Annotated in this window: 14 protein-coding genes and 1 pseudogene; 7 read left to right on the top strand and 8 right to left on the bottom strand. The window is 73.4% G+C overall.

Going from position 1 to position 13,490, the window contains the following annotated elements:
• Both B7L92_RS00760 and mltG read left to right on the top strand, forming a co-directional pair.
• Positions 1-1,686, top strand: a 1,686-nt coding sequence (locus tag B7L92_RS00760; RefSeq protein WP_081235565.1) for an ABC transporter ATP-binding protein, incomplete at its 5' end; no start/stop codon positions are given.
• 43 nt (positions 1,687-1,729) lie between these two features.
• Positions 1,730-2,575 carry an endolytic transglycosylase MltG gene (gene mltG / locus B7L92_RS00755; protein WP_081235564.1) on the top strand — a complete coding sequence of 282 codons (846 nt, stop codon included), beginning with the start codon at positions 1,730-1,732 and terminating at the stop codon, positions 2,573-2,575.
• Between the two features lie 13 nt (positions 2,576-2,588).
• Here the strand turns inward: mltG and B7L92_RS00750 are convergent, their stop codons facing one another.
• Complete coding sequence (locus tag B7L92_RS00750; protein ID WP_081235563.1) at positions 2,589-3,707, bottom strand: NAD(P)-binding domain-containing protein; 1,119 nt, start codon at positions 3,705-3,707, stop codon at positions 2,589-2,591.
• Positions 3,708-3,791: 84 nt separating this feature from the next.
• On the opposite strand from B7L92_RS00750, the gene B7L92_RS00745 reads away from it, so the two are divergent.
• Positions 3,792-4,214, top strand: coding sequence for a YjbQ family protein (locus B7L92_RS00745; protein ID WP_081235567.1), 423 nt, complete (start codon positions 3,792-3,794; stop codon positions 4,212-4,214).
• A 254-nt stretch (positions 4,215-4,468) separates the two neighbouring features.
• On the opposite strand, the gene B7L92_RS00740 is transcribed toward B7L92_RS00745, so the two are convergent.
• The 3 genes from B7L92_RS00740 to B7L92_RS00730 form a co-directional block, all read right to left on the bottom strand.
• Complete coding sequence (locus B7L92_RS00740) at positions 4,469-5,128, bottom strand: formylglycine-generating enzyme family protein (RefSeq protein ID WP_081235562.1); 660 nt, start codon at positions 5,126-5,128, stop codon at positions 4,469-4,471.
• 282 nt (positions 5,129-5,410) lie between these two features.
• Positions 5,411-6,247, bottom strand: coding sequence for a universal stress protein (locus B7L92_RS00735; RefSeq protein WP_174703901.1), 837 nt, complete (start codon positions 6,245-6,247; stop codon positions 5,411-5,413).
• A gap of 171 nt (positions 6,248-6,418) precedes the next feature.
• Positions 6,419-7,306, bottom strand: coding sequence for a universal stress protein (locus tag B7L92_RS00730; RefSeq protein WP_081235561.1), 888 nt, complete (start codon positions 7,304-7,306; stop codon positions 6,419-6,421).
• 337 nt (positions 7,307-7,643) lie between these two features.
• Between B7L92_RS00730 and B7L92_RS00725 the strand changes: the two genes are divergently transcribed.
• The 3 genes from B7L92_RS00725 to B7L92_RS00715 all read left to right on the top strand — a co-directional run bounded on the left by B7L92_RS00725 (position 7,644) and on the right by B7L92_RS00715 (position 9,814).
• Entirely contained in the window at positions 7,644-8,114 is a 471-nt protein-coding gene (locus B7L92_RS00725; protein ID WP_016827320.1) for a cation:proton antiporter regulatory subunit, read from the top strand.
• Positions 8,115-8,118: 4 nt separating this feature from the next.
• Positions 8,119-9,366, top strand: a complete 1,248-nt coding sequence (locus B7L92_RS00720; RefSeq protein WP_081235560.1) for a cation:proton antiporter — start codon at positions 8,119-8,121, stop codon at positions 9,364-9,366.
• 181 nt (positions 9,367-9,547) lie between these two features.
• On the top strand, positions 9,548-9,814 hold the full coding sequence (locus tag B7L92_RS00715; RefSeq protein WP_255310695.1) for a hypothetical protein: 267 nt from the start codon (positions 9,548-9,550) through the stop codon (positions 9,812-9,814).
• Here B7L92_RS00715 and B7L92_RS00710 read toward each other — a convergent pair.
• Entirely contained in the window at positions 9,780-10,268 is a 489-nt protein-coding gene (locus tag B7L92_RS00710) for a hypothetical protein (RefSeq protein WP_081235558.1), read from the bottom strand. The two genes, B7L92_RS00715 and B7L92_RS00710, sit on opposite strands and share 35 nt — an antisense overlap.
• 532 nt (positions 10,269-10,800) lie before the next feature.
• Positions 10,801-11,193 carry a DUF5997 family protein gene (locus B7L92_RS00705; RefSeq protein WP_081235557.1) on the bottom strand — a complete coding sequence of 131 codons (393 nt, stop codon included), beginning with the start codon at positions 11,191-11,193 and terminating at the stop codon, positions 10,801-10,803.
• Between the two features lie 58 nt (positions 11,194-11,251).
• On the opposite strand from B7L92_RS00705, the gene B7L92_RS00700 reads away from it, so the two are divergent.
• Entirely contained in the window at positions 11,252-12,013 is a 762-nt protein-coding gene (locus tag B7L92_RS00700; protein WP_081235556.1) for a LysR family transcriptional regulator substrate-binding protein, read from the top strand.
• Between the two features lie 23 nt (positions 12,014-12,036).
• On the opposite strand, the gene B7L92_RS00695 is transcribed toward B7L92_RS00700, so the two are convergent.
• Together B7L92_RS00695 and B7L92_RS00690 are read right to left on the bottom strand one after the other, a co-directional pair.
• Complete coding sequence (locus B7L92_RS00695) at positions 12,037-12,786, bottom strand: DUF4142 domain-containing protein (protein WP_081235555.1); 750 nt, start codon at positions 12,784-12,786, stop codon at positions 12,037-12,039.
• Between the two features lie 498 nt (positions 12,787-13,284).
• Positions 13,285-13,490, bottom strand: a pseudogene (locus B7L92_RS00690) (HAD family phosphatase); the annotation flags it as partial.

Raw genomic sequence — 13,490 nt, 5'->3', positions numbered from 1 at the left:
GGCCTGCTCGTCGGCGCCGCGTCCCTGGTCTCGGTGGCCACACCGTTCCTGCTGAAGGCGATCCTCGACGTCGCGATCCCCGAGGGCCGCACCGGGCTGCTCAGCCTGCTCGCGCTCGGCATGATCCTCAGCGCGGTCCTCACCAGCGTCTTCGGCGTGCTGCAGACCCTGATCTCGACGACCGTCGGCCAGCGCGTCATGCACGACCTGCGCACCGCCGTCTTCGGCCGGCTCCAGCGCATGTCGCTCGCCTTCTTCACCCGCACCCGCACCGGTGAGGTCCAGTCCCGCATCGCCGACGACATCGGCGGCATGCAGGCCACGGTGACCTCCACGGCGACCTCCCTCGTCTCCAACCTCACCAGCGTGGTGGCCACCGTCGTGGCGATGCTCGCGCTCGACTGGCGGCTGACCGTCGTCTCGCTCGTCCTGCTGCCGGTGTTCGTGTGGATCAGCCGCCGCGTCGGCAACGAGCGCAAGAAGATCACCACCCAGCGCCAGAAGCAGATGGCCGCCATGGCCGCCACGGTCACCGAGTCGCTGTCGGTCAGCGGCATCCTGCTCGGCCGCACCATGGGCCGGTCCGACTCCCTGACCCGTGCCTTCGCGGGCGAGTCCGAGCGCCTGGTCGACCTGGAAGTGCGTTCCAGCATGGCCGGCCGCTGGCGCATGGCCGTCATCACGATCGTCATGGCCGCCATGCCGGCCGTCATCTACTGGGCCGCCGGCATCGCCCTGCGGACGGGTGGCCCGGAGGTCTCCATCGGCACGATCGTCGCCTTCGTCTCGCTCCAGCAGGGCCTGTTCCGCCCGGCCGTGAGCCTGCTGTCCACCGGCGTCCAGATCCAGACCTCGCTCGCGCTCTTCCAGCGCATCTTCGAGTACCTGGACCTCCCGATCGACATCACCGAGCGCGAGGACCCGGTGCGCCTCGACCGGATCAAGGGCGAGGTGCGCTTCGAGGACGTCTCCTTCCGCTACGACGGCGGGAGCGGCCCCGTCCTCGACGGCATCGACCTCACCGTTCCCGCGGGCGGCAGCCTCGCCGTGGTCGGCCCGACCGGCGCCGGCAAGTCCACACTCGGTCACCTCGTGCCGCGGCTGTACGACGTCACGGGCGGCCGGGTCACCCTGGACGGGGTCGACGTCCGCGACCTCGACTTCGACACCCTGGCCCGTGCGGTGGGCGTGGTCTCCCAGGAGACCTACCTCTTCCACGCCTCGGTCGCCGACAACCTGCGCTTCGCCAAGCCCGACGCCACCGACGAGGAGCTGTACGCGGCGGCGAGGGCGGCCCAGATCCACGACCACATCGCCGCCCTGCCCGACGGGTACGACACGGTCGTCGGCGAGCGCGGCCACCGTTTCTCCGGCGGTGAGAAGCAGCGCCTGGCGATCGCCCGCACCATCCTGCGCGACCCGCCGGTCCTGGTGCTCGACGAGGCCACCAGTGCCCTGGACACCCGGACCGAGGCCGCCGTCCAGGCGGCCATCGACGCGCTGTCGGCCAACCGCACCACGCTCACCATCGCCCACCGGCTGTCCACCATTCGGAGTGCCGACCAGATCGTGGTCCTCGACTCCGGCCGCGCGGTCGAACGCGGCACGCACGAGGAGTTGTTGGGGCGGGGCGGGCGCTATGCGGCTCTGGTGCGCCGGGACGCCCAACTGGAGCCGACAAGATGAAGATATGCCGGATTTGTGGCGGTATGCGGGTTACCGTGCCCGCATGCAGATGAACACTCCGTCACGGAGCACGATCCGACTGACGCGCCGGGGCCGCCTCGCCCTCGTCGCGACCGGGGCCGTCGTGGCCGGCACCGCCGTGGCGGTGCCGCTGCTGACCATGGGCGACGGCGGCGACCCCCGCCCCACCACCCTGAGGATCCCCGAGGGGCGGCGCGCGAGCCAGGTCTACACGGCCGTCGACAAGGCCCTGGAACTGCCCGCGGGCACCACGGAGAAGTCCGTCGTGAAGGCCCGCCTCAAGCTGCCGATCGAGGCCGAGGGCAATCCGGAGGGCTACCTCTTCCCGGCGACGTATCCGCTGGAGGAGAAGACGACCCCGGAGAAGCTGCTGTCGCAGATGGTCGACACGGCCAACCGGAAGTTCAACGGAGCCCCGGTCGCGGCGGGCGCGCAGCGCAACGCCATGAACGTGTACCAGGCGGTCACCGTCGCGAGCATCGTCCAGGCGGAGGCCCCCGCCAAGGCCGACATGGGCAAGGTGGCCCGGGTGATCTTCAACCGGCTGGAGCGCGGGATGCCGCTGCAGATGGACTCGACCGTCAACTACGCGCTGGGCCACTCGACGCTGCGCGCGAAGGCGACCGACACCGGGATCGACAGCCCCTACAACTCCTACGAGCGCATGGGGCTGCCGCCGACCCCGATCGACAACCCCGGCGAGGCCGCGATGCAGGCCGCGATCAACCCGCCCCCGGGCGACTGGCTCTACTTCGTCACGGTCAAGCCGGGCGACACCCGCTTCACCGCCGACCAGGAGGAGCACCGGCGCAACGTCGCCGAGTCCGAGGCCCGGCAGCCGAAGAGCGGCGAACCGTCCAAGAAGTGAACCGGTCCGGACCTCACGCCGCGGCCCGCTCCTCCGGCGTCAGCAGCCGCCTGATGTCCCGTACCGCCGCCCGCCCCGCCCGGTTGGCGCCGACGGTGCTCGCCGAGGGACCGTAGCCGACCAGGTGGACGCGCGGATCGGCCACCGCGCGCGTTCCCTCGACGCGGATCCCGCCGCCCGGCTCCCGCAGCCGCAGCGGGGCGAGATGGTCGACGGCGGGACGGAACCCGGTCGCCCACAGGATGACGTCGGCCGCCACGCGCCGTCCTGCCCCGAGCCCTCCGCCGCGCTCGAGCAGGGGGGACCCCCCTCCCCACTCCACGCCGTCGGGCGTGATGCGGTCGAACATGGGCTGCCGGTCGAGCACCCCGTCCGCGAGGCCCTGCCGGATCGCGTCGTTGAGCGGCAGCCCCGTCACCGAGACGACACTGCGCGGCGGCAGACCCTGCCGCACCCGCTCCTCGACGAGCGCCACGGCCGCCCGTCCCGCCTCCTCGTCGAAGGGCCCCTCGCGGAAGACCGGCGGCCGCCGGGTCACCCAGGTGGTGGACGCCGCGTACGGCGCGATCTCCAGCAGGTGCTGGGTGCCCGAGGCGCCGCCGCCCACCACGACCACCCGCTGCCCGGCGAACGCCTCGGGCCCGGGGTACCGCGCGGTGTGCAACTGGCGTCCCAGGAAGGTCTCCTGCCCCGGATAGCGCGGCCAGAACGGCCGGTCCCAGGTGCCGGTGGCGTTGATCAGCGCCCGTGCCGACCAGGTGCCGTCCGAGGTCTCGACCAGCAGCCGCCCCCCGGTTCCCTCCCGCACGGCCCGCACGTCCACCGGGCGCCGTACCCGCAGGCCGAAGGTCCGCTCGTAGCGGTCGAAGTACGCGGTGATCACCTCGGAGGAGGGCCGCGCCGGATCGGCGTCCGTGAGTTCCATGCCGGGCAGCGCGTGCATCCCGTGCACCTTGCCGTACGTCAGCGAGGGCCACCGGAACTGCCATGCGCCGCCCGGGCCGGGGGAGTGGTCGAGCACCACGAAGTCGCGGTCCGGCTCGAACCCGGTCCGCCGCAGGTGATAGGCGCTGGACAGCCCCGCTTGTCCCGCGCCGATGACGACGACCTCGACCTCACGTATGTCGTTCACATTTCTACTAACGGGCCGCGGGTCGCGGATCTTCCCCGGGGGCGGTCCCGGAAGATCCCCGGCGCATCGGTCAGGATGGAGGGCATGTCAGATGCCTTCACCACCCGAGTCCTGACCCTCGCCACCGGCTCCTCGGAGAAGGTCGTCGACCTCACCGGCGACTGCGAGGCCTTCCTGCGGGAGGCGGCGGCCGGCCGCGACGGCCTGCTGAACATCTTCGTGCCGCACGCCACGGCCGGCATCGCCGTCATCGAGACCGGTGCCGGCAGCGACGACGACCTCCTGGCCGCCCTGCACACCCTGCTGCCCGCCGACGACCGCTGGCAGCACCGCCACGGCAGCCCCGGCCACGGCCGCGACCACGTCCTGCCCGCCTTCGTCCCGCCCCACGCCACGCTGCCGGTGGTGGGCGGCCGACTGGAGCTGGGCACCTGGCAGTCGGTGTGCCTGGTCGACACCAACCGGGACAATCCCGACCGCCGGGTGCGGCTGTCGTTCCTCGGGTAGCCCTGCGACAGCCGCGGGAGGAGAGCGACGTGCGGCCGCACCGGGGATCCGGCCGCACCGAGGACGAGGGCGCGGGGGAGGGACGTGCGGTACCGGGGGCCGAGGGACGGCACGGCCTCGCTTCCCCGCCCCCGCTCCCGTCCCCGGCACGGGGCCGGGCACGGACACGCCGGACCCGGGACGGCGGCAGCCGTGCCGGTGGCCGCGTTCAGCGGCCCCGGAGCCGCCTCACCGACCGTTCCGGAACGCGGCCGTCACGGGCGGTGCGGCGGTGTGGAGCGCGCGACGCGGAACCCCACGTCGTCGATCCGGAAGGTCGGGTGGCTGCGGCGCCGTACAGATGCCCGGCAGCTCCAGTGCTCGTCGGCCCATCCACCACCGCGGAGCACCCGGTAGGCGCCGTACACCTCGGCGTCGTAGAGGTCCCAGCACCAGTCCCACACATTGCCCAGCACGTCGTACAGCCCCCAGGCGTTGGGCCGCTTGCCGCCGACGGGGTGGATCCGTCCCTCCGCGTTGTCCCGGTACCAGGCGACCTCGTCGAGCCGGCCGTAGCGCGGGCCGGTGGTACCCGCACGGCAGGCGTGCTCCCATTCGGCCTCGGTCGGCAGCCGGTACCCGTCCGCGGAGGTGTCCCATTCGGCCGTCCCGGCGTCGGCCCGGAGGTCATAGGCGGGCGTCAACCCCTCGCGCCGGGACAACGCGTTGCAGAACCGGACCGCGTCCCACCACGAGACGTTCTCGACGGGCAGCCGGTCGCCTCGGGCGCTGCTCGGCCGTTGACCGGTGACCTGTGCGTACCACGACTGCGTGACCGGGAACGCCGACATCCGGAACGACGCGACCTCGGTCCGCCAACTGCTCCGCGTCCGCCGGTCCGACAGCGTCACCCGTCCCGGCGGGACGGCAACCATCTCGTTTCCTGCCCCCACGTCCACAGCCGGCCACCCTACCGGCGTCCTCCCCGCGCCCACGATCCTTCCGAAGGCAACCGGCGCACGGAGCGGGCGAGCCGGATCGGGGCCCGGCGCGTGCCCGCGGGCACCCGCCACCGTGCGACCGCGTTCGCGCTCACGAGCGCCCGGCGGGCGGCCGGGCGGGGCGCGTCCACCCGGCCGGACACATGCGTGGTGCACACGGCCCCGCTGCGCGGTCCCGGAACGCCGGGCGCCGGGGGTGTCCGGTCGGCGGCCCGCTCACTCCGCCCCGCGGACGACGGTGACGGGGCAGTCGGCGTGGTACAGCAGCGCCTGGCTGACCGAGCCGAGCAGCATCCCGGTGAAGCCTCCGTGGCCGCGGGCGCCGGTCACCAGCAGTTGGGCTTCCCGGGCGGCGTCGAGCAGTGCGTGGCGCACCCGTGCCCGTTCCAGGCGCAGCTCCACGGCGACCTCGGGACGGGCGTGCCGCAGGGGCGCCACCGTCTCCTCCAGCAGCCGCTGGTGCCTCTCGCGGAGCCGGTCGAGGTCCACCAGGATGTTCAGCGGGTCGGCGGGCCCCTCGTAGGGAGTCGGCTCGCTCCGGGTGTTCCACACGTGCATCGCGGCCAGCGGGGCCCCGCGCAACTCGGCCTCGGCGAAGGCGAACCCCGCCGCCGCCTCCCCGGCCGGTGAGCCGTCCACGGCGAGGAGCACCGGACCCCGGGGATCGGGGCGGCCACGGACCACCATGAGCGGGCAGTGGCCGTGCGCGGCCAGTTGCACGACCGTCGAGCCCAGCAGCAGATCCCCGAACCCGCTGCGGCCCCGTCCGCCGGTCACCGCCAGAACCGCGTGGCGCGACTCGCTCCGCAGCACCGTCAGCGTCTCGCCCGGCGCCACGGTCCGGACGATCTCCAGGTCCGGCGCGAGGGCGCGGGCGCGCTGCTCGGCCTGCGCCAGCACACCGTGGATCATCGGGTCCAGGTCGGCACGGCGGCTGAAGGCGTGCACGATCCGCAGCTGCGCACCGCGCAGACGGGCCTCCTCGGCCGCGACGTCGACCGCGGCGATGCTGGGGGGCGAGCCGTCCACTCCGACCATGACCGTGTCGTTCACTGCTCTCTCCCGTCACCGGTCCCGGGCAGTGCACCCGAGTACCCGCGGGCGACGGCGCCCACGCGTCACACGGCGCGCCGCCCGCGGCCCACGGGCCTCGGGAACGCCGCGGGCGGCACCCGGTGAGCTCGAGCACCGGGGCCGGGACGCACACCCAGGCGTCCTCGTCCCCTAGACGTCTCCGTCCCCGCCCCGCACGACGGCCACCGGGCAGTGCGCGTGGTGCAGCATGGCCTGGCTCACCGAACCCAGCACCAGCCCGGAGAAACCGCCCCGCCCACGGGCCCCGACCACCAGCAGCCGCGCCGTGCGGCTCGCCTCGATCAGCGCCTCCCGGGCGCCGCCGTGCACGGTCTCGTGCCGCACCTTCACATCGGGGTACCGCTCCTGATACCCCGTCAACGCCTCCGAGAGCAGACGCTCCTCGCCCGCGGCCAGGGCGCCGGGCTCGTTCGCGTACGGCGCCCGCTCGTCCTGCGGGGCGGGCATCGGGGCGTTCCAGCCGGTCCAGGCGTGCAGGGCGACCAGGTCCGCTCCGCGCAGCTCGGCCTCGGCGAAGGCGAAGCCGATCGCCTTCGCACCCGCCGGGGAGCCGTCGACGCCGAGCACGACCGGCCCCTCCGGCACGGCCGGCTCACGTACGACCAGCACCGGGCACCGCCCGTGCGCCGCCAGGTGCACGGCCGTGGAGCCCACCAGCAGCCCGACGAACCCGCCCATGCCCCGCGACCCGACGACCACGAGCTCCGCGGAACGCGACTGCGCCTCCAGCACGGTCAGCGGCTCGCCCGTCACGACGGCCTGCGAGACCTCCACGTCCGGCGCCACGGACCGGGCGCGTGCCACCGCCTCGGTCACCAGCCGCTCGGTCATGGCCCGCAGACCGCCGTCGGCGGGCCCCAGCGGTGACGCGCCCAGCGGTACGTGCATCGCGGGCCAGAGGAACGCGTGGACCACCCGCAGACCGGCCGAGCGCCGCCTCGCCTCCTCGGCCGCCACCTCCACGGCGGCCAGGCTCGATGCCGAACCGTCCACTCCCACGACGACCAGACCGCTCATCGCACCTCCCGCAACAGCCGTACCCGATACCTCCAGGATGGCTGCCGCCGGGAGCCGCGGACAAGGTCCAACGGGCCACGACCGAGGGCCGTTCGGCACGTTCCGCTCGGCCGTGCGCCGCCGGCTCGCCCCGTTGACCTGCGTCGGAGGAGAGCCCGGGTATTCTCTGACCCCTCGCGGTCCATGTCCATCCGTGGCGCCACCCATGTCCTGGGCAAAAGTCCGGATGGCACCATGTCCGCCGTGGGTGTCGATCATCAGCGCGATGCGTCTCTCCCACCCGTACGAAGCACCGAGAAGAACAGAGATAGGGGGAGGGGACGTGCCTGCTCCACGGATGAGCGCCACGCCGCTGCCGGGCATAGGCGTGAAATACGACCTCACCACGCGTGAGCACCAGCACTTGTCCGTGATCGCGCACCGGGACGGCGCCCGCACGGTCAACGTCTACCGCTCCGACGATCCGGACGCCTGCGCCCAGTCGCTGCGCCTGACCGTCGCCGAGTCGGCCGCGATGATCGACGCGCTGATGCCCGCCCACCACAGCCCCAACCTGCTGCACACCACCGATCTGGGACTGGTCGCCGAGCGCATCGAGCTGTCCACCACCTCCCACTGGAACGGCCGGGTGCTGGGCGAGACGCGGATGCGCACGGACACCGGCGCGTCGATCGTCGCCGTGCTGCGGCGGGCGGAGGCGATCCCGTCCCCCGCGCCGGACTTCCGGCTGGCCGGAGGGGACACCCTGATCGTGATCGGCACCCGCGAGGGCATCGAGGCCGCCGCCGAAATACTCGGAAGGGAGTGAGCGCATGCACTCTTCCGCGGTCTTCCTGATCGAGTTCGGCGCGATCATCCTCGGGCTCGGTCTGCTGGGACGTCTCGCCGGGCGCCTTCAGTTCTCCCCGATCCCCCTGTACCTGCTGGCCGGTCTGGCCTTCGGCGAGGGCGGGCTGCTGCCGCTCGGCGCGAGCGAGGAGTTCGTGGCGATCGGCGCCGAGATCGGCGTCATCCTGCTGCTGCTCATGCTCGGCCTGGAGTACACGGCCAGCGATCTCGTCTCCAACCTCAAGACCCAGTACCCGGCCGGCCTCGTGGACATGGCGCTGAACGCCCTGCCCGGAGCCGCCCTGGCCCTGCTGCTGGGCTGGGGCCCGGTCGCCGCGGTGGTGCTGGCCGGCGTCACCTGGATCTCCTCCTCCGGCGTCATCGCCAAGGTCCTCGGCGACCTCGGACGGCTCGGCAACCGCGAGACCCCAGTGATCCTCAGCATCCTGGTGCTCGAGGACCTGGCGATGGCGGTCTACCTGCCGATCATCACCGCCCTGCTGGCCGGGGTCGGCCTCGCCACGGGCAGCGTCACGCTGGCCATCGCGCTGGGCGTCGCCGGGCTCGTGCTGTTCGTCGCCGTCCGCTACGGGAGGGTGATCTCCCGGGTCGTCTCCAGCGAGGACCCGGAGAAGCTGCTGCTGGTGGTGCTGGGCCTGACGCTGCTCGTCGCGGGCATCGCCCAGCAGCTGCAGGTCTCGGCGGCCGTGGGCGCGTTCCTGGTCGGCATCGCCCTGTCCGGGGAGGTCGCCGAGGGCACGCACAACCTGCTGGCACCGCTGCGGGACCTGTTCGCCGCGGTGTTCTTCGTCTTCTTCGGCCTGCACACCGATCCCCAGTCCATACCGCCGGTGATCCTGCCCGCCCTGGCGCTCGCCGTGGTCACCGCGCTGACGAAGATCGCCACCGGGTACTGGGCCGCCCGGCGGGCCGGGATCTCCCCCAAGGGCCGCTGGCGCGCGGGCGGCACCCTGGTCGCCCGCGGAGAGTTCTCCATCGTGATCGCCGGCCTCGCGGTCACCGCGGGCATCGAACCGGACCTCGGCCCGCTGGCCACGGCCTACGTCCTGATCCTGGTCGTCCTGGGACCGCTCACGGCCCGTTACACCGAGCCCATCGCGCTGAGCCTGACGCGCCGTCGCGCCGCGTCCGCCGATGTCCGGCCCGTGCACGCCGCGCCGCCGGCCGCGGAGACGCTGGAGCCGGTGCAGGAGAGCACGCCCGAACGGTGAACCGGCGGGCCCGGGCGGCGGCACGCGGCTGCCCGGGCGACCGGGGCGTGCCTCCATACGGGTGAGGGCTTCACTCGACCCGGCGGTCCCGGAGCCGTCCGCGTACCACCGGCGCACGGAGGCGCGTTGGCCCGGCATGGACAGCACTGGGACGGCGCGGCGCCTTCTCGGGAACGACGCCGTGAGCCGACCGTACGCCGAACTCACCGGTGGGTACGCGGACCGTACGCCGATCTACACGGCCCTCGTCGCGGAGTGGCGGGCCAGGGGCCGTACGGTCCCGGAGCACCACGGGGCCCGGTGGGCGTCCTCCGCCGCCCCCACGGCGAGTGGGCGCGGCACCGTGCCGGCCGTGCCCTTCCGGGTGCCGGTCCCCCTGCTGCCGCCTCCCGGGGCGGAGGCCCGCGAGGACCTCACCGGCCCTCCGGACCCGCGGGCTCGGCGCTGACCGGTGCCAGCACGGCCAGCATGCCGGTGGCCTTGCGCAGGGCCAGTTCGAGCGCGTCCGGGGGGTGCAGGGCGCCGGTGCCGTCCGGGGGGACGAGCCACTCCAGGCGCCCGGTGGGCCGGTACGGCGGCGGTACGGCGACCCAGGAGCCGCGGCCGACGTGCCGCACACCGCACCCGATCCACTCGCTGTCCGGATCGGGCGGCAGGAAGAACCCCACACGGCGAGCCGTGACGTCCACCAGCGTGGGTCCGGGCACCTCCAGCGGATCGTGCCACATGATGTCCAGGGCGAGCAGCCCCAGCCGGTCGGGCACGCTGAGCACGTCCCAGTACCGGCCCGCCGCGAGCAGCGCCGTGCCCGTGCCGTGGTCCCACTCGCGCTTGCACGCCCGGGGGTCCGTGGCCGCCGCGGCCAGCCATTCGACGGCTTGCTTCCATCTGACGCTGTGCATGTCCCACTCCGGGCGCGGTCGGCTGCGCCGCTGCGGGCGCGTGCTGTACGGCCATGCTGATAGATATTTCTATCCGCCGGAAAGGGTGGCGCGGGCTGGCGTTTCACTTCTCGTGGAGACCGCCCGAGGAGACTTCCCGTGGAAACGGCACACCCCCGAAGCCGGGAGGACCCGGTCGGGGGTGTGCGACGCCGAGGGCGAGGAGAGCGAACGGACTGGTTTCTTTGGAGGAAGAGGAGAAGGAAGCCCGTTCATGGCCTCGCCGCGGCCAACCGTAGCAAGCAGGCGGGGATCGGGTCGCCCGGGTTTCCGGGGTGAGGACGCGGGAGTCCCGGTGCGGCCGCTTGAACGCCTCCCGGTGCGCGTGGACGTCGGCCGCCCCGACGGGAGACGCCTCCACCACCGCGTCGAGCCCCGTCGGCAGCATGTGCGACCCGCCGGCAGCGCGCGGCGCACCGGCCGGGCAGCGTCCGGTGCGCCGCCGCACCGGGGTCTTCCGGGCCTCGAGCGGTCTTCGGCGGCCCCGGCCGGGTCAGCCGCCCTGCTCGGCGCGCTCGGCGTCGCGCTTCCTGAGCCGCGCGGCTTCCTTGCGGACCTCCGCCTGGGTGGCGCGCTCGCGCTCCAGCCACTCGGGACGCTCCTGCTTCAGCGCCTCGATCTGCTCGGTGGTGAGGGGTTCGGTGACCCCGCCGCGGGCGAGACCGGAGACGGAGACGCCCAGCTTCGCCGCGACCACCGGGCGGGGGTGCGGGCCGTCGCGCCGCAGGTCGCGCAGCCACGGGGGCGGGTCGGCCTGGAGCGCGTTCAGCTCGGCCCGTGAGACGGCACCCTCCCGGAACTCGGCGGGGGTGGCCTCGAGGTACACACCCAGCTTCTTGGCCGCGGTCGCGGGCTTCATCGTCTGGGTGCTCTGGTGCGACGTCATGGTGTCCAGGGTATCGAGCGGGTGCGCGAGCGCCGACCACGGCCGGTAACCTGGCCCGGTGACAGGCTCGGAAGCACCCTCCCCGTTCCGGCTCGTGTACGCACCCGGGGTGATGCCCGACAAATGGGTGCGCCTCTGGAACGAGCGGCAGCCCGACGTCCCGCTGACCCTCACGCAGGTGCCCGCCGGAACGGCGCAGGAACTGCTGCGGAGCGGGGACGCGGACGCGGGGCTGGTCCGGCTGCCCGTCGACCGGACGGTCTTCAGCGCGATCCCCCTCTACACCGAGCGGACGGTCGTCGTGGTCCCCAAGGACCACCTCGTCACGGCGGCCGACGAGGTGACCCCCGAGGACCTGGCCGACGACATCGTGCTGCACCCCCTCGACGACGTCCTCGACTGGGAGGCCCTGCCCGGACGGCCCGCCCTCGAACGTCCCGCCACCACCGCCGACGCCGTCGAACTGGTCGCGGCCGGGATCGGTGTGCTCGTCGTACCGCTGTCCCTCGCCCGGCTGCACCACCGCAAGGACCTCACCCACCGGCCCCTCGTGGGCGCCCCCGAGTCGAGCGTGGCGCTGGCCTGGCCCGAGGACGCGACGACGGACCAGGTGGAGGACTTCATCGGCATCGTCCGCGGCCGGACCGTCAACAGCACCCGGGGCCGCGCACAGCAGCAGGCGCCGGAGAAGCCCCGGCGCGCCGGCCGGGAGGGCGCCCGCAAGCAGCAGGCGGCGGGTCGGACGACCGGCGGGGGCCGCCGGAAGGGCACCGGCGGCTCGTCGAAGAACCCGCGGCGGGGCAGGCCCCGCCGCGGGTAGTGACCCGCGGACACGCTCCGGAGCTACCCCACGGTGGGCGACGGGGTGGGTGCCGGAGAAGCCGTGTTCAGGTCCTCCAGCTCCTTGGGCACCTCCAGCACGAGGATCGGCGAGCCCGCCTGCGGCGCCGGCGGGGTCACCTGCTCCTGGGGCATCTTGGGCGGACTGGTCTGCTGGAAGTTGACCTGCTCGTGATTGACCAGTCCCGTCTTCTCCAGCACCGTGATGTGGTCGAGCACCGTGTCGTTGGCCTGGTCGGCCAGCTGCCGGACCAGGGTGTTCCTGGTGTTGGCGCGTACCTTGGCGATGACCGAGAAGATCTGCCCGTGCGTCACCCGCATGATGTTCACCGCGGTGGAGTCGAACTCCTTTCCGTTGGTGGACCTGATGGTCTCCACGAACCCCTGCTGCTGCGGTGACGCCTGGTTCGGCAGCGTGATCCCGAGTTCCAGGGCGATCTTGCGGCAGCTGGCGTCGAGCCGGCCGTGTCCGACGACCAGGTGCACGCCCGCCTCCTTCATCTCCGGCGTGGTCCCCCGCTCCATCGCCAGCAGACCCAGGGGGTGCTCCCAGAGTCCGGCCGCGCGCACCTTGACCACGAAGTCGCGGTCCGCCTCGGTCAGCGGACCGTAGTTCGTGTTGGCGACCACCCGGTCCTGCTGGGTCGAGGTGTTCTGCACGCCCAGCATGGTGGGGTAGGCGAGCGCGGTGAGGGTGAGGATCATTGCTCCGCCCACGAACGCGGTTCCTGCCGTGCTGCGCGAGATGCGCATCGTGCCTCCTGGGATATGAACGGCCCAACAGCAGGGAGTACGGACGGGAGACGCGAAACAATCACCGTTTCGGAAAGAACTTTCGACCGGTCTCGGGGCGGGTGTGTCCGGCCGGTCCCAGGGCGCGTACACGGTCCGCCGCGCCCTCCGCGCCACCGCGTCGCCGTCCGCCGCGCTCAGCGGACCCCCCGGACACCCAGGAGCGCACGGTGGACCGCCCCCGTGCCACCAGCGCGTTCTCGCCGGCGAAGGGCGCCCCGGCCCAGGTCGGGAGAGGGGCCGTGCCAGGGATGCACCTCCACTCGACGTTCGGTAGAGCGAATGCCGTGCGAACCGTCGGCCGGACGACAGGAGAACAGGAGTAAGGGGAGGGGAGGGCGTCAACGGGTCGGGAGTGATCGGTTCCGGACGCTCTCCGCGGAACGCGGACGGAGGGGGCGGACCAGGGCTGCCGGGCCGCCCGCCCGTGCCGGGCGGGCGGGATGGGGCGGGCCCCGGTCAGGCGGGCCCGGCCGCCCCTGTCAGCCAGGCGTGCGCCGCCCGCGCCGTGAACTCCCGCTGCCCGCCGCGCAGCAGCAGACCGGCGGTGGCGAACTCCGCGGCGTCGGCCTGCGCGGCGACGTACGGGATCGCGATGCAGCGCATCCCGGCCGCGTGCGCGGCGGCGGCGCCCGGGGCCGCGTCCTCCAGCACCACGCAGTCGC

The organism is Streptomyces viridosporus, from assembly GCF_002078235.1.
GTDB lineage: Bacteria > Actinomycetota > Actinomycetes > Streptomycetales > Streptomycetaceae > Streptomyces > Streptomyces viridosporus.
This window is presented reverse-complemented; position numbering and strand designations above follow the sequence as displayed.